We start from the raw sequence: 21,329 nt of genomic DNA on the forward strand, positions 1-21,329 counted from the left end.
AAATACCATCCATTGACGATACCCGTACAAATGGTCTTTTCTAACATTTAAAGAATTTCAACATGCTTTCATTACAACAACTTTCCTATATACATCCAAATAAAGATTTATTGTTTGAGAACATAAATCTGCACATAAACGCGCAAGAGAAAATCGCACTGATCGGTCATAACGGCGTTGGAAAATCAACGGCACTACAACTGATTGCCAAAGAATTATCGCCGACCAGTGGGAGCATACATAATAGCGCTAGCACCTATTATGTCCCTCAGGTTGTTGGACAATTCGAGCATAAGACGGTGGCTGAAGCACTTAGAATCGATAAAAAATTGAATGCTCTTTATGCCATATTGGCCGGTGATGCGTCTGAGGAAAATTTCAATAGACTTCAAGATGACTGGGCTTTGGAAGAACGTTGCCAAGAGGCTTTCAAACAATGGGATCTGCCCAACATACAATTGGCTCAGCAAATGTCTTCCCTTAGTGGTGGACAAAAAACGAAAGTTTTATTGTCCGGAATCCAGATTCATCGATCCGAGCTTATTCTTCTTGATGAACCGAGCAACCATTTGGATATGGACAGCAGAACACAACTATACGATTGGATTCAATCAAGCAAAAACACTATAGTCGTTGTCAGCCACGATAGAACCCTGCTTAATTTACTGGATGACATGGCTGAAATGGCCCCAAATGGCATCAAGCGATATGGGGGTAATTATACCTTTTACGAGGCTCAAAAGGAGATCGAACGCCATGCGTTGCAACACGATATCCACCACAAGGAAAGAGCGATCAAAATCGCAAAAGAGAAAGAAAGAGAAACAATCGAGCGCCAAAACAGACTAAACAACCGTGGTCAAAAAAAGCAGGAGAAGGCAGGTGTAGCTCGCATAATGATGAATACGCTACGTAATAATGCTGAAAAGAGTACCGCCAAAATTAAAAATGTACACCAGGACAAAATTGGAGATATCAGATCGGATCTACAGGAACTTCGTGGTTCACAATCCGCATTGGATGAAATTAAAATAGATTTGGGAAACAGTAATTTTCCAACAGGAAAAAGTATGATCAAGGCCGAAAACATCAATTTCAGCTATGGCGCAAAACAGCTTTGGAAAGATAATATAAACGTTCAATTATTCAGTGGGGATCGTATCGCACTCCAAGGCCCGAACGGATCTGGGAAAACAACATTAGTTAAACTCCTTCTCAACCAACTAATGCCTGAACAAGGAAAAATTGAGCGGCAATCATTTCGCGCAATCTATTTAGATCAGACGTATTCCATCTTATCTCCACATTTAAGTATTTATGAGCAAGCGCAGCAATTCAATACCGCCGCGCTACCTGAACATGAAATCAAAATTAGACTCAATCGGTTCTTATTTGGAAAAGACGATTGGGACAAGCCCTGCCAACTATTGAGTGGCGGTGAAAAAATGCGTCTGATAGTATGCTGTCTCACCATCCAGCAACAGTCTCCCGATTTGATTATCCTTGATGAGCCTACAAACAATTTAGATCTTCAAAATATACTGATGCTAACCAGAGCGATTCAGCTTTATAAAGGTACCCTACTCGTCATTTCACACGATGAAGTGTTTCTACAAGAAATCCATATAAACAAAGTCATCAAATTAAAAAACCTCTAAAAGATAACGCCGTGTATTTCGCTGCAACGAAATACACGGAATATTTAAGTATCGCTCGCCATAAAATTTTAATAAAACAGGGTATTTTTTGTAACAATCCCATATTCTTTATTTAAAATCTGCTAAATCGATAAATTAAATTAAAAAAAACAAATTTTTATCGATATATTCACGATGATTTTAAACATGAAACAATAACCATTAAATTAATTGAACCTCCACATTTACATAGTAAGCCTTCAGGCAAATGTATCGCACAGGCCTCTCAATTAATTACTTCATTTAATTATGTCAGATTATCAAATTAAAGAAAATCCCGAATTATTTGACGCCATCGTAGTTGGTTCCGGCGCAGGTGGTGGTATGGCAGGTTATATACTTGCACATGCGGGGCTTAAAGTATTGATGCTGGAAGCAGGTCCTTTTTATGACCCAGCAAAAGATTCGTTACAACTACGCTGGCCTTGGGAATCCCCAAGAAGAGGTGCGGGTACCACAAGACCATTCGGGGATTTTGACGCAGCCTTTGGTGGTTGGCAAATCGAAGGCGAACCCTACAGCAAAGTAGCGGGAACTGAATTTGAATGGTTTAGAGCACGCATGCTGGGCGGCAGAACCAACCACTGGGGTCGAATTTCATTGCGTATGGGACCTGACGATTTCAAGCCAAAGGATGGAGTAACGGATGAATGGCCTATTACTTATGAAGAGGTTAAGCCATTTTATGACCGTGTAGATCGAATGATCGGAATATATGGCACGGCAGAAGGTATTCATAACGAACCCGATGGTATTTTTATGAAACCACCTAAGCCACGCTTAAACGAACTATATATTGCAAAAGGTGCAAAAAAAGCTGGAGTTCCAGTGATTCCCGGAAGAGGGGCGGTATTAACCGAAGTATCAAAAGATATTAAAGATCGAGGTACCTGTTTCTACTGTGGGCAATGTGGTCGTGCATGTAAAGTTTATGGAGACTTTTCCTCTTCATCTTGTCTGGTTATTCCAGCGATGAAAACGGGTAACCTGAAGGTGATAGACAATGCAATGGTAAGAGAAGTCATTACAAATGATGAAGGAATTGCAGTTGGTGTTTCTTATGTTAACACCAAGGATTTGCAGGAATATACCGTTAAGGGGAAAACCGTTATTTTGGGTGCTAGTGCCTGTGAAAGTGCGCGGATCATGTTAAACTCCAAATCAAAATCACATCCTGGTGGTGTTGGTAATAGCAGCGGTTTAGTCGGAAAATATCTCCACGATTCTACGGGAGCCAGCTTATCGGGCTTTTTACCACAGCTACTCGACCGGAAGCGTTATAATGAAGATGGCGTTGGAAGTGTCCATATTTATTCACCATGGTGGGAAGATAATGCCAAATTGAACTTCCCTAGAGGTTACCACATCGAATACGGCGGTGGTTTACATATGCCATCTTATGGATTTTTGAATTGGGTACCGAAAGTAAATGACCATGCAAAAAATTCAGCTGGAAAGTCAAAGGCCAAAGGCGGTTATGGTACTGCATTAAAAGAAGATTTCCGCAGCTATTATGGTGCAAATGTCGGCATGGCAGGACGCGGAACGGCATTGGCAAGAAAAGACAATTATTGTGAAATTGACCCCGATAAAGTCGACAAATTCGGAATTCCTGTACTACGTTTCAACTACAAATGGGCCAATGAAGAAATCGCGCAAGCCAAGCACATGCAAGAGACATTTCAGTCTATTATGCACGAAATGGGCGCTGTCATCACTTCTAAAATACCCGGAGCAGATACATTGTACGGCCTAGAAGCTCCCGGAAAAATTATTCATGAAGGCGGTACCACAAGAATGGGAAATGACCCTAAAACCTCCGTATTGAACAAATGGGGACAAGCCCACGATTGTAAAAATCTCTATGTCGTCGATGCGGGACCATTTGTTCAACAAGGTGACAAAAACCTGACCTGGACAATACTCGCTTTATCGATGCGAACAGCAGAATATATACTTCAAGAAAAGAAAAAATTAAACGGTTAAAAGCATGAATAGAAGAGAATCTTTAAGAGCATTAGGATTAATTGCAGCTGGATCTGGTCTTTTAACCGCAGCCTGCAATTCAAAAGATGCTAAAAATGCAGCAGCAGACAATAGCAAAAAATTACCTGGAGTCCAGGATTTTGAATACGAACGCACGGAACAATTATACGCCGAAAAGTTTTTCGACGAACATGAAATGGCGACAATCACTGTTTTGGCTGACATTATTATTCCTAAGGATAACATTTCAGGAAGCGCTTCGGAAGCGGGAGTCCCCGATTTTATCGAATTTATCGTAAAAGATTTGCCTGATAATAAAATCCCGATGCGCGGCGGACTTCGTTGGCTCGACCTACAGTCCAAAAAGCGTTACGGAACAGTATTTATCAAATGTAGCGCAAAAGATCAACTTGCATTGGTGGATGATATCGCCTACCCTGATTTGGCAAGACCGGAAATGAAACAAGGTGCCGCCTTCTTTTCATTGATGCGCAACCTGACTTCTTCAGGATTTTACACCAGTGAAATGGGTGTAAAAGATATTGGCTATGCCGGAAATAAACCTGGAGTCTGGAATGGTGTACCAGATGATGTGTTGAAAGGGCACGGTTTTGACCCAACTAAATTCTTTGGATAATAAAAAAATCCTTTCCAAAATGGAAAGGATTTTTTTATTTACCCAATTAAAATCTATTGTCCCGATGGTAACTCGGTAGCTTCCGGAGCCTTATCAATCAACTCCATAAATTGATCCAATTTAGGTGTGATGATAATCTGCGTTCTTCTATTCCGTTGCTTACCTAGCGCGGTCGTATTATCTGCAATTGGATTATATTCTCCTCTACCACCCGCAGTTAAGCGCTTCGGATCCACACCATATTTATTTTGTAAAGCCTGTACCACAGAAGAGGCTCTCAGGGTACTTAGATCCCAGTTATTCCGAATATTAGGTTTAGAAATTGGATCCGTATCGGTATTACCTTCAATCAAAACTTCATAATCTCTATAATCCTGGATAATTTTCGCAATTTTGCTTAACGTCTGATCGGCCCTATCATTAATTTCATAGCTACCGGATTTGTAAAGCATGTTATCAGCAAGTGAGATATAAACGACCCCTTTTAATACCTGTACATCAACTTCCTGCAGTTCCTCACGGCTAAGTGATCTTGTCAAATTATTGGTCAATACCAGATTCAAGGAATCGGATTTGTTTTTCGTCTCAACGAGATGCTTAATGTATTTATTTGAAGCGTTAATTTCATCAACCAGCTTAGAAATATTAATATTTCCCTGTGAATTCTGATTAATACTGTTATCGAGCGATTTCTGCAAAGCAGCATAAGCAGATCGGAGGTCCGCATTATTTTGACGTTCAGAAGCCAACTGATCTTCTAAGCTCTTGATCCGCGTCCGGCCTTCAGCTAATTGAAGTTGTCCATCCTGATATTGCTTGGTCAATTGACTGTGCTCCGTTTGCAATTTACTATAGTCGGACTGTAAACCAGCATATTGCTTTTTGCTGACACCACATCCGACAACAAACAAACTGGCCGTTAATACAGTCATTGGAAAAACTAAATTCTTCATGATATACTCTTTTTGTAGATGTTGAACTAATTCATATAGCAAGATACGCAATATTCTAGCCAAAATACCCCACAGTCTTGTCAAATTAACAACCTTTAACGTCCTATTGGGCTAGCTCCTTCAACTCTGTAGCGCTAAATACTTGCCCACCTTTAAGATAAGGATTGGCGCCTTTGAGATAATTATAAATAATGGATTTAGCCTCTTCATTGGGTAATTTATAAAGGTTTTTAACCAGGAAATTTTTATCCTCAAGGATATTATTGTTGTAGCCCAAAAAAGAAGGCGCATGCACCTGTACGCTCCAACGTATAAACCGTGCTTCAATATGATTTGGATTTTCCTTAATCACTTCTTCCAAATGCTTTTTCCCCTCTTTGAATTGCCCAACTTTCTTAAATGGATTGCCGATATGTTTCGCTAACAGTATTTGATAGGCGGCTAGATAGGCTTTCTCTGTCGGCGATTTGGCCCCTTCGGTCAATGCCTCCAAATTATGTTCACACAGATCCTCGTCCTTCACGGCCTCCGCATATTCTTTTCGAATTTTCTCCATATTCACCTGCTGGCCAAGCCCAACTTTTGTTAAAGTGAATAGAACAATTGTCAATACTATTCGTGTTATCATAATTATAAATCAGGCTATTTCAACAATTTCAATTTCCGACTTAAATTACTAAAAAAATCGAATCCAACTATTAATTTTCAATTATCATACCATAAAGGCCAAAATTCATGTCATCGTATCGCCACAGCTAGCCTTAAAAAAGAGAAAAGTCTTTATTAAAGTATATTTTTAAAGCAATTTTGCTCCATGAAACTGATTTTAGAAACAAGCCCAGTCTGGTTAAAGGTGATTTTGTCAATTCTATTTGGTGTGATATTAGGCTGCTTTTTAGGGGAAATAGTTTACACCTTATTGCAGGCATAAGCTCTTCATCATAATCGATATCCCCTCCTTTACCTGAGGATCTGCTGAATTTTATGCCTACAGATAGACCGCTAATTGCGGTTATTTGAATAGACCACTAAGTTTCATTATCCTTGCCAAAAATCAAATTATTTTTGCTATATTGCTTATACCAATATAAATTTAAAGCGAGCTATGGAAACTAAAGCAGAGTATCAGATTTGGGACACTATTGTGAATAGCGCAAAAACTAAATTCGATTATAAGCATATTCGTGCTATGTTTAAAAAGGAAGATGACGAAATAACCGATAAGTTTCTATTCCATATTATTGCAGGATTTGCCTGTGGTGAAAATCATCAGACCATCTCAACCAATCTTTTCAATGAATTACAAAGTATTCATTTTGAATGCAATGAAGAACAGATCGACCGGTTTATCGCTGATAAGCACGTAAAATTCAGTCCTGAAATCTACGCCACCTATCTTGCATTCTCTATGCTGGAAGATGGTGAAGAGGTCGATAACATCACCGAAATCATTAATAATCTTTTGCAACTAGATAAATAATTATCCGGAAGTATCGTTTAATTTTGGCTAAAAACTTATATTCGTGAATTATTACACCTATAGTTATGCGCCAGTTTTTAACGCTATTTTTAATATTTTCTATTTATACAAATAGTATAGCCCAGACTTTTGACTTTGGTAAAGTTTCTATTTCAGATTTTTCACGAACAGATCTGGATAGCAATGCCAATGCAATCGTGCTCAATGAGTTTGGACGGAGCTCTGTCTTTGTTGATGATTATGATAATCGCGTAAAACTTCAACATGAATACCATGTAATTATCCGGATCAATAACAAAGAAGGGTTTAAAAAAGCTAATTTTGAAATTCCTTCGTATAAACGCGGGAGTTACGTCCGTGACTATTTTGACGAACTAAAGGCTGTTACGTATAATTTAGAAAATGGTAGGATCGAGAAAACAGAGCTTGAAAATAAAAAAGTTTTCAAGGAAAATTACTCAGCCTATCTGGATCTTAATAAGTTCACCCTTCCGAATATTAAAGAAGGATCTATTATTGAAGTGTCTTATCGGACGCTGGAGCAGGATTTATTTAATTTCAAGACATGGGAATTCCAAGATGATATCCCCAAAATTCAAAGCCAATATATCGCAATTATTCCCGCTTCCTTCGCCTACAATGTAGTTTTACGCGGCCCCTACAAGCTTACCGATCAAAAAGCCGAAGCACTGAAAGAATTTATTTTCCTGGATGGGTTGCGAATGGATTGTTCAAAATTGACCTATACCATGAAGAACATTCCGGCATTTATGGAAGAGGATTACATGACTTCGCCAACCAATTTCAAATCTGCGATCTATTATGAGCTTGAATCGATCTTTTATCCGAGCACAGGCAGTAAGAAGACATTTAGCAAAACCTGGAAGGACGTCGATACAGACCTCATGAATGAAAAGACTTTTGGAGGTCAATTAAAAAAAACAGACTTATTCAAAGCCAATTTAGCAACAATTCTATCGCCCACTGACACCAAATTAGAAAAAGCAAAAAAGATATATAACTATATCAACAAACAAATAAAATGGAATAATTATTTAGGTAAATATGCTGAAACTGGTATTGAAAAAGCACTGGAAAAACGAACCGGGAATATTGGCGACATCAATTTAGCACTGGTAACTGCTTTATTGGCGGCAGATCTGGAAGCCTATCCTATTATTTTATCAACACGTCGAAATGGTACACCCAATGGCCTATTCCCGGTATTATCGGACTTTGATTACGTCATCGCTTGCGTGGATATAGACGGTGTAAAGTATAAACTCGATGCCTCCAATTTATATTTACCTTTTGGACAGCTCCCTTTACAATGCTTAAATGAACGGGGAAGAATCATCTACTCCAAAAAAAGTTCCGATTGGTTTCCACTTACGGCTCAAGAATCTTCCGATGTAAACTATATCTTGGAAGGGGCTCTGAATGACCAATTTAAAATCAAGGGAAAACTCACCATAAGCAGTAGCGGTAACAAAGCACTCCTAAAGCGGCAACATATTGCCAAATTCAACTCTTTGGAGGAATACTGGGAAAAACTAGACGAAGAAATGCCCAATATCACGTTAACAAAATCAAGTATTCAAAACCTGGAGGATATCGATCAACTATTGATAGAAGAATTTGATGTTATCCTAGATGTCTCCAAACAAATGGAACAAGACATACTCGTATTGGCTCCAAATATTATTGACAGGATTTCCTACAACCCCTTTAAAGCACAGGAAAGAACTTATCCGGTTGATATGGGTTTTAAATCCAAAACATTGTACTCCGTTAAATTGACCATTCCTGATCATTATGAAATTGCTGAGAAGCCTCAGAATGCATCGTTAGCACTCCCGGAGTCAACTGCAAAATATAGATATGTAACGCAGGTCAATGGCAATCAACTTGAAATACTACAGAGCCTCGCTTTCAACAAACCCATCTTTTCAGTCGATGAGTATTTTTCGCTCAAAGAATTGTATTCACGTATTATTCAACAACAAAAGCTAGACATAAAATTAATCGGTAAAAAATGAAAATCGTATTCATCAACTTACTATACTTCCTGCTTCCGATCCTCGCAATTGGGCAAGATAACTACGACGTCGCCAATATTCCAAGTACATTAAAGAGCAGGGCTGTCGCTACGGTGCGCAATGATAAAACGGTGGTAGAAATAAAATCTCCCGAACAAGTCATCACCACCATAACCTGTGCCATAACAGTGTATAATAAAAATGGAGACCGGTATGCCACGCTCCCAGTATATTATAATAAATCTACCGAGATCAAGAGTCTTAAAGGGGCTATCTATAATGAAATGGGAATATTGCAAAAGAAAATTGCAACGAAAGATTTCAAAGATATTAGCGCTGTGGACAATAGTACGATGTTTGCCGATTCCCGGGTAAAACTATTTGTACCTGACTACCATAGCTATCCCTATACCGTCGAATACCAATACGAGGTTAGGAGTAAACAAAACTTGATCATTCCATCTTGGACTCCTGAAGTGTCCAATAATGTATCTGTAGAAAAAAGCAGCTTTCAATTTATTGCTCCAATAGGCACAGAATGTCGAATTGAAACAACGAATTATAAAGGAAGTATCAAAGAAGAGAAAAATGACAAAACGGAAAGTAAAACATGGAATGCTGAACAGATCGCGGCAAAAAAAGAGGAATCTTATAGCCCCAATCCTAGCCTGAAAAGAACAAACGTACTCATCGTTCCCAAAAATTTTATTTATTATGGTAAGACAGGAAATTTCGGGGACTGGAAAGAATTTGGCCAATGGGTATCCAACAGCCTATTGAACAAAAAAGACGATTTGACGGAAGCGTCTAAACAAAAATTTATTGCATTAACAAAAGACGCAAGCTCAGATAAGGACAAAGCAAAGATTCTATACAATTACTTACAAAAAAACACACGTTACATCAGTATCCAAATCGGTATCGGGGGCTTGGAGCCCTTTCCCGCTTCTGAGGTTGACCGCTTAGGTTATGGTGATTGTAAAGCACTGGCCAATTACATGCGAAGCATGTTGTCGGCCGTCAATATCCCTTCCTATTACTGTATTGTCGAAGCAGGCAGACGCAAAGAAAGTTTCCACAAAACCTTTGCAAATGCCCAGGACGGTAATCACGTCATTCTATGTATTCCATTCAAAAATGATACGACCTGGCTGGAATGCACGAGCCAAAATCTTCCATTTGGTTTTCTTAGCGACTTTACCGACGATAGAGATGTCGTTGCCTGTACCGAAAATGGCGGAGTTATCATGCATACACCGAAATACATTAACTCCACCAACCTTCAATTGCGCTATGCCGACCTAAAACTTTCGGAAGACGGAAGCATCCAGGGGACCTTAAACACCAAATTCTACGGAGCCCAATATGAGAACCATATGGACGTGCTTTTAGCCAGCAATAATGATAAGAATAAGCTCCTCACGGAATACTATAATATAGACAATATCAATTTTAATCAGGTAAACTATATTGAACATAAGGAGGAAAATCCATTTATCGAGGAGAACCTGAATATTTTTATTAAAAACTATGCGGTGAAAAATGGTAATAAACTTTTGATCCAGCCTAATTTATTCAATACACATTCCAGCATTGCCGAAAGTAGAAATAGAACGGAAGATATTTTCATTGAAAGAGGCTACGCCGATATCGATAGCATTAGCATTGCCCTTCCAGAAAATATGCTCAAAAACATAACTTCTGAGAAGAAAATTATTGAGAAACCATTTGGAAAATATGAATTTAGGTCAGAAATAAAAGACAATAAACTGTTCACCTACAGAAAACTGGAACTTTTTGAAGGCAGTTATCCTGCCAGTACTTATGAAGACTTTTTCCAATTTCATAATGAGGTAAGCAGCTGCGACAAGGGACGCTTTAATCTAAGCTTTCTCTAGTCGGAAGAAAATATTTACCAGAATATGAAGGAGTAAAATCGATCAAATAAGGCAATTATTGTATATTAGCTCAATGACAGAATACGCAGCAATCTTTGACATGGACGGTGTTATCAGCCACACCAACCCTTTCCATGCGGAAGCTTTTAGAGCTTTTTTTAAAAACCACAATGTACAACAGGCGACAGAAGAGGAATTTGAGCAGCATATGTATGGTAAGCATAATAGTTACATTATGCAACATTTCTTTCAACGTCCGATATCCCCTGAGGAACTGCGAACCCTTGAATTTGAAAAAGAACAGCTTTTTAGAGTCATTTATAAAGAGCACGTTGCCCCTATTAAGGGCCTGATTGAATTTCTGACAGAATTAAAGAATAACGGTTTTAAGCTTGCTGTGGCGACATCAGCTCCACGAGAGAATATGGATTTAATTCTGGACGAATTGAATATACGCCAGCTCTTCTCGTCCACACTGAGCAGCGAAGATGTGAAACTACATAAGCCACATCCTGAGGTTTACCTAAAATCTGCAGAAAACCTGCAAATTCCTGTTGACCGCTGTATTGTTTTTGAAGATTCTTTTTCTGGTATTACCGCAGCGAAAAATGCCGAAATGAAAGTTGTTGCCGTACTTTCAACCCATAAAAAAGAAGAATTGCCTGCAAGTGATGATTATATAAATAATTATACAGAAATATCTGTTGCCAATGTAAAGGCCATTTTAAAAACACAAGAATTATAACTTGGTTGAGTGTGTGCCGACACTTAGCCCGAGGACTTCAGCTGTCTCCTCTCTACCGATAAAAAAAGAGATTCCTTAAGGAATCTCTTTTTTTATCGGTTTGCCCAAGCGAGCTGCAATTTTCGTTCACCGCTGCTAGACTAAATTTTCACGAAGTGATTAATCTCTTTTTAGACCAAACTTCTCTATTTTACTATACAGATGGCTACGTTGAATATCTAAATCGTCGGCCGTCTTGGAGACGTTCCAATTATTTTTTTCCAATTTATATTTTATAAATTCTTTCTCCGCATGATCTTTATAATCTTGAAACGAATCAAAGGAGTCCATATCTAAACCATAATTCGTTGCGCCTTTTTCATGCGCTATACCGTTTACCGGTTCACGAGAAGGATTAGCAAATGCGACAACATCTTTATCTGTAATAGATCGATCACTCAAAATAATTAAACGTTCAATCATATTGCGCAATTCCCGAATATTACCTGTCCAGGGAAGATGGCTCAATTCCCGCATGGCCGCAGTCGTAATTTCCTTCACAGGTATCCCATATTCCATACAGATTTCTTCACAAAAATTTGTTGAAAGCAGGGGAATATCATCCACACGGTCGATCAAAGCAGGTACATGAATCAAGATTACCGACAGGCGGTGATACAAGTCCATTCTAAAATTGCCATCCTCAATTTCCTTCAAGAGATCTTTATTGGTCGCGGCTACTACCCTGACATTGACGTCAATTTCTTTATCGCCACCCACTCTGGTGATTTTATGTTCCTGTAACGCCCTTAACACTTTAGCTTGAGCGGATAGACTCATGTCTCCGATCTCATCCAAGAACAATGTTCCGCCACTCGCTTGTTCAAATTTTCCGATACGCTGTTTAATAGCTGAAGTGAAGGATCCTTTTTCATGGCCAAATAATTCTGATTCGATTAATTCGGAAGGTATCGCAGCACAGTTCACTTCAATAAGCGGTCCCTGCGCACGATTCGATTTCTCATGCAGCCAACGTGCCACAAGCTCCTTTCCCGAACCATTTGCTCCAGTTATCAATACACGCGCTTCTGTCGGTGCTACGCGATCAATTGTCTCTTTAATACGTTTGATTGCCCCAGACTCACCCAATATATCTTTAGTTTTCGAACTGCTAACTTTTCGTTTCAGTACTTTGGTTTCGGTGACTAGGGAACTTTTATCCAGTGCATTCCGAACGGTGATCAATAATCTGTTCAGGTCCAGCGGTTTTTCTAAAAAGTCAAATGCTCCTTTTTTCGCCGCTTCAACAGCTGTTTCAATCGTACCATGTCCTGAGATCATAATAAAAGGGATATCCGGGCTGCTTTGGTGTGCTTCTGCCAAAACTTCCATCCCATCCATCGTATTCATCTTGATATCGCAGAGAACAAGATCTATTTTTTCCTTTTTTAAAATATCTAATCCATCCCGGCCATTGTCGACATCTAAAATCGTATAATCTTCATATTCCAAGATATCACGCAACGAACTTCTGATGGCGCGCTCATCATCAATGATTAAAATTGTACTCATAAATCGAGAGTTATGCTATTTTTTCAATTACGGGAATCAATATAAGTTTTTTTTGGCAATTAGCAAAAAGAAGCAAACCTTGTAAGCCGGGTTCTGTAGACCACCGAAGTGGAATTTCTATCATTTATCTAGATTTGCCATCGCTGACAAACTCAATCAACCTACCCATTACGAATTCCAATACATTGAAAGAAGACGAGCAGCCTTCGAATTTCGCAACCTATTTGGTCTTTCAACACACGAGGTTTACCGTAATATATGTCACCATACAAGACCGTAAGCTCTTACCTTACGTTTTCACCCTTACTCCGAAAAGCGGTATATTTTCTGTGGCACTTTCTGTCTGCTATTTTCATAACAGCCTTCCCGTTAGGAAGCGTGTTGCTCTATGTTGCCCGGACTTTCCTCTCCTCTTAAAAAAGAGCAGCGATAGAACCAGTTTGCTTCTGCGCAAAAGTAGCTATTTTACTCGGATAAACCCGAATTTCTTTTCAATTTCGAAAAGACCATTCATTTAGCACCACAGGCACAAAAATCTACGCAATTACCTTGCGTAGATAAAGAGAATTTTTGTATTTTCAATCTAACAAAAAAAACATGGCACTCAATAAACTAGCCCTCATACGTTATAAAACGATTGACCATTGCCTTCGCTTGCGACATCGTAAATGGACCTTGGAAGATCTCATGGAAAAGGTTTCCGATGCACTTTATGAATTTGAAGGAATCAAAAATGGGATAAGTAAACGTACCATACAAGGTGATATTCAACTCATGCGTAGCAATAAACTTGGCTACAATGCGCCTATTGTGGTGTTGCACCGAAAATTCTACACCTATGAAGATCCCAACTATAGCATTAGCAATTCACCGATTTCCGTCGGTGACATGCAAAAAATGAAGGAAGCAGTAGAGGTACTTAAGCATGTGAGCGGTTTCTCCAGTTTTGATGAAATGAGCGATATTGTTGCACGGCTTGAAGATAGCATCCATACCAAAAAGGACAATTCACCTTCCATTATACAAATGGAAAGTAACAACCTGCTAAAAGGCCTTTCTTTTATCAGCCCGCTGCATCAAGCCATTCGTGAAAAAACACCACTCCTGATCAGCTACCAATCGTTCAAAGCAACACAACAGCAGGATCTGGTCTTCTCCCCTTATCTCTTAAAAGAATATCGGAATCGATGGTTTCTAATTGGTCAGCATAAAAAGAATGAAGGATTAATGACGCTGGCGCTTGATCGAATCAATACCATCGAGGAAATGGGCAAAAATTCATACAAGGAATATACAGGGGTCGATTTCGAACGTTACTTTTCGGATACCATAGGCGTAACGAAGACACAAAAAGACCGCGGCCAGCGGGTGATATTGCAAGTCAATGCAAAAAATGCACCTTATGTAGCAACAAAACCCTTACATCCTTCACAGCAGATTTTAGACAAAAAGGAGGATGGCTCAATCTTAATTCGCATCGATGTTGTACTTAACTTTGAACTGGAAAGAGAAATTTTAGGTTTTGGCGAATCCATTAAAGTACTCTCGCCAAGAAATTTACAAACGAGAATAAAACAGCGCTTGACAGCTGCCACAGAACTCTATGCTGAGAAATCTGTCGATAAGATATCAAATTCACAACATGAATAATAGCTCACACACCTAAATATCTTGGGCGATGGCGTAACCACTAGCCCAAGCCCATTGGAAATTATAGCCGCCAAGCCATCCTGTAATATCAACAGTCTCCCCGCCGAAATAAAGGCCTTCAACTTTTTTAGACATTAAGCTTTTGGAGTGAAGCTCTTCCGTTGAAACTCCTCCACGCATGACCTCAGCTTTATCATACCCCTTATCTCCCGCAGGTTTTACCTTGAAACGATGGATCGTATCGACAATCAACTTCGCATCAGCTTTACTCAGTGAGGCGATTTTGGTATCCAAGGCCAAAAATTTCCCAAGGGCGTCGACCAATTTCCTGCTGAAATAATCGTTTAGCAATTGTGAAACAAGTCGCTTTCCGCCGTATTGTCGCTCCTGTTTAATCAGATTATCCAAATTAAAATTAGGCAAGAGATCAATCGTAATCTCCTGTCCAGGCCGCCAATAACTTGATATTTGAAGAATTGCAGGTCCGCTTAATCCCCAGTGTGTAAAGAGAATATTCTCTTCAAAAGACATTCCGGCAACAGACACTTTCGAGAACACCGAATTTCCAGCCAGAGAACTATACCAATCCGCATCTTTTCCAGTTATCGTCAAAGGGACTAATGCAGGCGCTGTACCGACTACATTCAAACCAAATTGTTTAGCTAAGCGTACTCCAAAGTCTGAGGCCCCAAGCTTTTGCACCGGAAGCCCACCGGAAGAAACAACCACTTTATGGGCATGGTATCGGGACTCACCTTTTGCATTTTCTACTTTTACCACAAAGCCATTATCGTTTTTTTCTACAGATTTGACCAAGGTATTCAAGGCTATATCCTGCCCTGTCTCGTATAAAATTTTAGAAAATACAGCAACGATATCTTTTGCTTTATTGGTCTCTGGAAACAACTGTCCCAGTGTTTTTTCATGTCCCACGATACCATATTGTTCAAAAAATGTAATGGTATCGTCCACGGTCCATTGTTTGAATATACCGTGCAAAAAATCTGGATTTTCAGAAATGAAATTAGCGGGACTGCTACCAATATTTGTATAATTACAGCGCCCACCTCCGGAAATCAGGATCTTCGCACCGACCTTATCGTTTCTTTCAAGGACCAAGGTCTTCTTCCCAATTAGCCCTGCTTGGGCTGCACACATCAATCCGCAGGCTCCCCCCCCAATAATGATGGCATCGTATAGTATACTCACAGCAACACTCTAATAAGCAATCAATGTATTTTCAACAGAAACAACTCTTCGTTCCAATTGACTCTGATACCCCAATTCAATAATTTTAATGACATCCCGCGCCTGTTCCGCCGATGCGATCAAGGTAGTTTTTCCCAATATGCTATCCGCAACGTTCTGATAAAAATCAGGATAAGAACCTATTTCAGAAGGAATCATTTCTTCAATATCATTCCCCTGTTCAACAATATTGAGCTTGCCGTATAGACTTGGATCTTCTTGTCCCCAGGTTGGATCTTCATCGGGAAATTTACCATCGCGCAGTAAAGCTTCCTGTGGATCGACACCATATTTTACAAAATTTCCGTTCATGCCAAAGACACGATATCGAGGTGTAGGTTCTTTTGTAAGCATAGACCCTTTCAGCGATACCCGTAAGTCATCATAGTACAATAAGCAGTCGAAATTGTCAATGGTTTTCGCATAATCCCGTTGAATAGCTAAATCTGCAAAAACAGCATCTGGTCTTCCAAACAATTGTAAAGTTTGATCGATAAGATGCGAGCCCAAGTCGTAGAATATCCCCGAACCCGGTAAATGCTCTTCACGCCATGCATTTGGTCTCAAGTAATTGCGGAAACGATCAAACCTAGCTTCCAAATTTACAATTCTTCCCAATCGTCCACTTTGAATCACTTTCTTTAACGTTCGATAATCGGAGTTGAATCTTAAATTGTGATAAGGCGCCAAAATCAGATTTTTCTCCTTAGCCAGCGCGATAAGCTCATCGGCCTGCTCTACATTGTTCGTAAATGGTTTCTCGACAATAACGTGTTTCCCTGCTTCCAAAGCACGTTTTGCAAAAGGATAATGCATGTCATTGGAAGTCGCAACCACGACTAAATCAATAGTTGCATCATTAAAAATATCATCTGCCGACAAAGCAATTGCTGCCTGTGGATAGCGTTCCTTTAGCAAACTTTGCTGATCTGCTTTCCGGGCGGTCACTTTAACAAGATCCAGTTCAGCTATCGAACGCATCACGGGAGCGTGAAAAACCTGACCTGAAATTCCAAAACCAATAAGTCCTACGCGAATTTTTTTCATAGCATTACATTCTTTCAGGTACATGAATACCCAATAAGTTCATCCCTTTGGCGATAACCTTTGCCGCAGAAGCCGAAAGATGCAATCTAAAGTTCTTTACATCAGGATCTTCCGCTTTCAATATCGTTTCTTCATGATAGAATTTATTGTAGAACTTGGCTACTTCATAGATATAGTTTGCCAATTGCGCCGGGCTGAACTCTTGCGCAGAAGCCTCAATAGCCTCCGGAAACGCACCTAATTGCTGAATTAGATCTCGCTCGTAAGAGGAAATCGTCGCCGGTACAGACACAGCACTGTCAAAATCGAATTCAGCTTTACTTAAAACAGATTTGATACGCGCATGCGTGTATTGAATAAACGGCCCTGTATGACCTTGAAAATCGACAGACTCATTTGGATCAAACAAAAGACGTTTTTTAGGATCCACTTTCAATAGAAAATATTTCAATGCTCCCATTCCGATCGTATCGTAAAGAGCAGCTTTTGATTCCTCGTCCAATCCGCCAGTCTTGCCAAGCTCCTCAGTACGTACCTGTGCAGTTTTAAGCATTTCAGCCATTAAATCATCCGCATCAACAACTGTTCCCTCCCGCGATTTCATTTTACCTGAAGGAAGGTCGACCATCCCATACGATAAATGGAACAATCCGTCAGCCCAGGCTTTACCTAGTTTTTTTAAGATTAAAAACAATACCTTGAAATGGTAATCCTGTTCGTTACCGACAACATAAATAGAATCATTCATTTTGAATTCATCATATTTCAATTGTGCTGTCCCCAAATCTTGTGTAATATAGACCGAAGTACCGTCGCCACGAAGCACAAGCTTCTGATCCAATCCTTCGTCTGTTAGATCAATCCATACGGAGTTATCCTCTTTTTTAAAGAAAACCCCTTTATCTAAACCTTCCTGGATAATATCTTTACCCAACAAGTATGTATTGGATTCATAATAGTATTTATCAAAATCGACGCCTAATTGTTTGTAGGTCTTTTCAAACCCCGCGTACACCCAACTGTTCATGGTTTTCCAAAGGGAGATCACCTCTTCATTACCGGCTTCCCATTGTTGCAACATCGCTTGTGCCTCCTTCATCAAAGGTGCATTTTTCTTTGCTTCCTCTTCGGTTTGCCCCTCAGCTTTCAATGCCTCGATTTCCTTTTTATATTCTTTGTCAAAGACAACGTAATATTTTCCAACAAGGTGGTCGCCTTTAAGTCCAGTAGACTCGGGTGTTTCACCGTTACCAAATTTCTGCCAGGCCAACATGGACTTACAGATATGGATACCACGATCGTTCACCAAATTTGCTTTGATCACATCATAACCATACGCTTTTAGGATTTCCGCAACAGCATATCCTAATAAGTTATTACGGATATGTCCCAAGTGCAGTGGTTTATTGGTATTTGGAGAAGAGTATTCCACCATCAATTTTTTCCCGTTCGCAGGAAATACAGCAAAGTCCTTCGCCGTTATGGTCTGATTCAACAACGTGATCCAGTAAGCATCGGAAAGAACAATATTCAAAAAGCCTTTTATCACATTGAAATCTGATATTTCAGCGATATGCTGTTGCAAATAAGCACCAATTTCCTTTCCGGTTTGTTCCGGAGAAGATTTCGAAAAGCGCGTTACGGGAAAAGTTACGATTGTAATTTGTCCCTCAAACTCCTTTCGGGTAGCTTGTAAAGCAATTTGAGTTTCTAAAATATCTGCATTGTAAAGCTCTTTTACTGCCTGTACAGTGACTTCAACAAGTCGCTTTTGAATAGAATTTGCCATTTAATGATTTTGTAATTTTTACAACTTCCTGATAGTGAATTGGAAATAAATAACATTCCTTATTTAGGTATTCACCATTAAAGTATATCTTTGCAAAAATAATAAAAAATGCAGAGCTATCAGGAATTTCTTGACTTAAGTGTTGGTTTTCCGCAAGACGGATTCGAAATCATCGACGACGAATTGTATTTCCACGATTTGAATTTAATGGAAATGATAGAAACGTACGGTACGCCGTTACGTTTTACCTATTTGCCTATCGTCAGCAAAAAAATTCAGCAAGCGAAAATCCTCTTTCAGACCGCAATTCTGAAACACAACTATCGCGGATCTTACAAATATTGTTATTGTACCAAGTCATCCCATTTCAAGCACATCGTAGAGGAAGCTTTGAAAAATGATATCCACCTGGAAACTTCATCTGCATTTGATATGCCGATGATCGATTCATTGGAAAGACAGGGCACAGTAACAAAAGACATTACAGTGATCTGTAATGGGTTCAAAACCTACCAGTACAAACAATATATTGTTGATATGATCCACGATGGATATAAAAACATTATACCGGTGCTGGATAACAAAGAGGAGTTTAACCTTTATGATGATGAAATCGAATTGGATGAGCCTTGTGCTTTAGGTATCCGCGTTGCTTCCGAAGAGCAACCAGATTCTCAATTCTATACATCTCGCCTAGGGATTCGCCAGGAAGACGTCGTTGAATTCTATAACAACAAGATCGCCGACAATCCAAACTTTAAAGTAAAGTTGCTCCATTTTTTCATTAATTCAGGTATCTCGGACACCCCGTATTACTGGAACGAATTAGAGAAATACGTTACTTTATATTGTAAATTCAAGAAAGTAAACCCGGATTTAGATACCCTAGATATCGGTGGTGGCATGCCATTTAAGGATTCATTGGTACACGACTTTGATTACGAATATATGGTCAATGAGATCGTCAACCGTATCAAACAAATCTGTGCTCACCATGAAGTGATGGAACCAGACATTATTACTGAATTTGGCAAATACACTGTTGCTGAAGCATCAGGTATCCTTTATAAAGTTTTAGGGCGCAAGCAACAAAACGACCGCGAACGTTGGTTTATGATTGATGGTTCATTCATTACAAATTTGCCGGATGTATGGGCATTGAATCAAAAATACATTCTATTGCCGATCAATAACTGGGATTCAGAATATGAACGCGTCAATTTGGGTGGCATCACATGCGATGGACAGGATTATTACAATCAGGAGGCGCATATGAACTCGGTATTTATGCCGAAGACCCGTAAGGTTCAATACCTGGGCTTCTTTCATACAGGCGCCTATCAAGATGTTTTAAGCGGATATGGAGGCATCCACCACTGCTTACTTCCTTCACCCAAACATGTGCTTGTACGCCGCAATAGAGATGAAACATTCAACTACGAGGTGTTCGGTGAGGAGCAAAACTCCAAACAAGTAATGAAATTGTTAGGCTACCAATAAGATATTATATTCTACCAAGAGTAAGCACGCTCGTCATTGGGGGATCAAAACAATATCCTCGTAAAAAAGAGCTATTTTAAGCCAAAATAAAAAGGTCTCGTTTCTAGGAACGAGACCTTTTTATTTTCAGCCTATCCGCCATTATTTACAATCGGGCGTAAATTAAAGGCAAAATCACAGACAATGACAACCATATCCAGTAGAAAAAAATAGATTGTAAAATCTATATAGTAAGCTGTTCGGTAGATGTAAACCTATTTCAGTATAAGACAGCTGGCTTTTATTCATATTGTGTTCGTACCTGCTTCGGACCACGTTCGGAGCTGCCCAATTCCGTTACGACTGTTGACCTAGTAGTGTACAGACCTTTCCTGTTTGGAGACTGGACAATATCTGTACAGCATCTGTACAAGATCTATTGATGATCCGAAGCAGATACGAAGCAGGTACGAAGGAAAGCTACTGATCTTTCAGAATGTATCGTCGTTTAGGAAAGGATTGCTGGGTATTTTCCTTTAGCGCGACTAGAAATCCCAAAGTCGATAATTGCTATTTTGCAACCCAAGTTTTAAAGAAATTAAGCACTTTTTCTTCATCATAGCCCTTTCCTTTTTCCAGACTACCACTCTCCTGTACATGCAACGTTTTTCCATTTCTATCCAAAATAATAAAAAATGGATAACCTAGTTTATTGCCTTCAGGGGCATACTTTTGAAACACAGCTTCATTTTTATTTTCCTTTGAATAATTGAGGTGATAATAGAGGAAATGACTCTTTAACAACTTGTCGACACTTGCCGTTTTATGGATATATTCATTAAATCTTAAACACCAGACACACCAATTCCCACCGGCTTGAATGACGATGTTTTTCTTTTCTTTCTTTGCTTGAACCAATAGCTGATCAATATCATTCTGTGCATTGGCATCTGGATTGTAAGGCTTCGAAAGATCCTGAGCTGTAGCAAGCTGCTGTGAGAACGCTTTGGACTGTACGAGTACCGTCCCCAAAAACACAATAGCTCCACACAGTAATAATCTTATATTTCTAATCATAAATAAATTAAATACGAATCTAAAATTACAAAATCATTTCCCCAAACCAAAAC

16 protein-coding genes and 1 other RNA gene are annotated in these 21,329 nt (G+C 39.4%); 9 read left to right on the forward strand and 8 right to left on the reverse strand.

Annotated elements, in window-relative coordinates; translation table 11 throughout:
• The first annotated feature begins 62 nt into the window (after positions 1-62).
• From B4Z47_RS18795 to B4Z47_RS18805, 3 genes are all read left to right on the forward strand, one after another.
• Positions 63-1,658, forward strand: a complete 1,596-nt coding sequence (locus B4Z47_RS18795; protein ID WP_070569254.1) for an ABC-F family ATP-binding cassette domain-containing protein — start codon at positions 63-65, stop codon at positions 1,656-1,658.
• A 288-nt stretch (positions 1,659-1,946) separates the two neighbouring features.
• Positions 1,947-3,683 carry a GMC family oxidoreductase gene (locus tag B4Z47_RS18800; protein WP_070569252.1) on the forward strand — a complete coding sequence of 579 codons (1,737 nt, stop codon included), beginning with the start codon at positions 1,947-1,949 and terminating at the stop codon, positions 3,681-3,683.
• 4 nt (positions 3,684-3,687) lie between these two features.
• Positions 3,688-4,320 (forward strand): gluconate 2-dehydrogenase subunit 3 family protein, encoded by a 633-nt coding sequence (locus B4Z47_RS18805; protein ID WP_070569248.1) that lies wholly within the window; start codon positions 3,688-3,690, stop codon positions 4,318-4,320.
• A 53-nt stretch (positions 4,321-4,373) separates the two neighbouring features.
• Here B4Z47_RS18805 and B4Z47_RS18810 read toward each other — a convergent pair whose 3' ends face one another.
• On the reverse strand, positions 4,374-5,273 hold the full coding sequence (locus tag B4Z47_RS18810) for an OmpA/MotB family protein (protein WP_070569245.1): 900 nt from the start codon (positions 5,271-5,273) through the stop codon (positions 4,374-4,376).
• 103 nt (positions 5,274-5,376) lie between these two features.
• A complete protein-coding gene (locus B4Z47_RS18815; RefSeq protein WP_083296085.1) occupies positions 5,377-5,901 on the reverse strand; it encodes a hypothetical protein in 525 nt (174 codons plus the stop codon).
• Positions 5,902-6,378: 477 nt separating this feature from the next.
• On the opposite strand from B4Z47_RS18815, the gene B4Z47_RS18820 reads away from it, so the two are divergent.
• The 4 genes from B4Z47_RS18820 (at position 6,379) to B4Z47_RS18835 (ending at position 11,435) form a co-directional block, all read left to right on the forward strand.
• Positions 6,379-6,753 carry a hypothetical protein gene (locus B4Z47_RS18820; protein WP_070569242.1) on the forward strand — a complete coding sequence of 125 codons (375 nt, stop codon included), beginning with the start codon at positions 6,379-6,381 and terminating at the stop codon, positions 6,751-6,753.
• Between the two features lie 65 nt (positions 6,754-6,818).
• Positions 6,819-8,792 (forward strand): transglutaminase domain-containing protein, encoded by a 1,974-nt coding sequence (locus tag B4Z47_RS18825; protein ID WP_070569241.1) that lies wholly within the window; start codon positions 6,819-6,821, stop codon positions 8,790-8,792.
• Positions 8,789-10,690: a DUF3857 domain-containing protein gene (locus tag B4Z47_RS18830; RefSeq protein ID WP_070569239.1), complete on the forward strand. Its 1,902-nt coding sequence runs from the start codon at positions 8,789-8,791 to the stop codon at positions 10,688-10,690. Before B4Z47_RS18825 ends, B4Z47_RS18830 begins: the two co-directional genes overlap by 4 nt.
• A 73-nt stretch (positions 10,691-10,763) precedes the next feature.
• Positions 10,764-11,435 (forward strand): HAD family hydrolase, encoded by a 672-nt coding sequence (locus tag B4Z47_RS18835; RefSeq protein WP_070569236.1) that lies wholly within the window; start codon positions 10,764-10,766, stop codon positions 11,433-11,435.
• 159 nt (positions 11,436-11,594) lie between these two features.
• Here the strand turns inward: B4Z47_RS18835 and B4Z47_RS18840 are convergent, their stop codons facing one another.
• Together B4Z47_RS18840 and rnpB are read right to left on the reverse strand one after the other, a co-directional pair.
• Positions 11,595-12,986 carry a sigma-54-dependent transcriptional regulator gene (locus B4Z47_RS18840; RefSeq protein ID WP_070569233.1) on the reverse strand — a complete coding sequence of 464 codons (1,392 nt, stop codon included), beginning with the start codon at positions 12,984-12,986 and terminating at the stop codon, positions 11,595-11,597.
• Between the two features lie 66 nt (positions 12,987-13,052).
• Positions 13,053-13,432, reverse strand: an RNA gene (gene rnpB, locus B4Z47_RS18845) — RNase P RNA component class A.
• 151 nt (positions 13,433-13,583) lie between these two features.
• Here rnpB and B4Z47_RS18850 point away from each other — a divergent pair.
• Positions 13,584-14,636, forward strand: a complete 1,053-nt coding sequence (locus B4Z47_RS18850; RefSeq protein ID WP_070569230.1) for a helix-turn-helix transcriptional regulator — start codon at positions 13,584-13,586, stop codon at positions 14,634-14,636.
• Between the two features lie 12 nt (positions 14,637-14,648).
• Here B4Z47_RS18850 and B4Z47_RS18855 read toward each other — a convergent pair whose 3' ends face one another.
• From B4Z47_RS18855 to argS, 3 genes are read right to left on the reverse strand one after another with little or no spacing between them, the layout of a single operon-like run.
• Positions 14,649-15,839 carry an NAD(P)/FAD-dependent oxidoreductase gene (locus B4Z47_RS18855; RefSeq protein ID WP_070569927.1) on the reverse strand — a complete coding sequence of 397 codons (1,191 nt, stop codon included), beginning with the start codon at positions 15,837-15,839 and terminating at the stop codon, positions 14,649-14,651.
• A gap of 15 nt (positions 15,840-15,854) precedes the next feature.
• Complete coding sequence (locus tag B4Z47_RS18860; protein ID WP_070569929.1) at positions 15,855-16,931, reverse strand: oxidoreductase; 1,077 nt, start codon at positions 16,929-16,931, stop codon at positions 15,855-15,857.
• 4 nt (positions 16,932-16,935) lie between these two features.
• Complete coding sequence (gene argS / locus B4Z47_RS18865; RefSeq protein WP_070569227.1) at positions 16,936-18,720, reverse strand: arginine--tRNA ligase; 1,785 nt, start codon at positions 18,718-18,720, stop codon at positions 16,936-16,938.
• A 108-nt stretch (positions 18,721-18,828) separates the two neighbouring features.
• Here argS and B4Z47_RS18870 point away from each other — a divergent pair, with 108 nt between their 5' ends.
• Positions 18,829-20,220 carry an arginine decarboxylase gene (locus B4Z47_RS18870; RefSeq protein ID WP_046675638.1) on the forward strand — a complete coding sequence of 464 codons (1,392 nt, stop codon included), beginning with the start codon at positions 18,829-18,831 and terminating at the stop codon, positions 20,218-20,220.
• Between the two features lie 549 nt (positions 20,221-20,769).
• Here the strand turns inward: B4Z47_RS18870 and B4Z47_RS18875 are convergent.
• The gene (locus tag B4Z47_RS18875; RefSeq protein ID WP_286727721.1) at positions 20,770-21,276 is read right to left on the reverse strand and encodes a thioredoxin family protein; all 507 of its coding nucleotides are present in this window, start codon (positions 21,274-21,276) and stop codon (positions 20,770-20,772) included.
• Between the last annotated feature and the right edge of the window lie 53 nt (positions 21,277-21,329).

It is taken from the genome of Sphingobacterium sp. UBA2610 (assembly GCF_002339225.1).
GTDB classification, from domain to species: domain Bacteria; phylum Bacteroidota; class Bacteroidia; order Sphingobacteriales; family Sphingobacteriaceae; genus Sphingobacterium; species Sphingobacterium multivorum.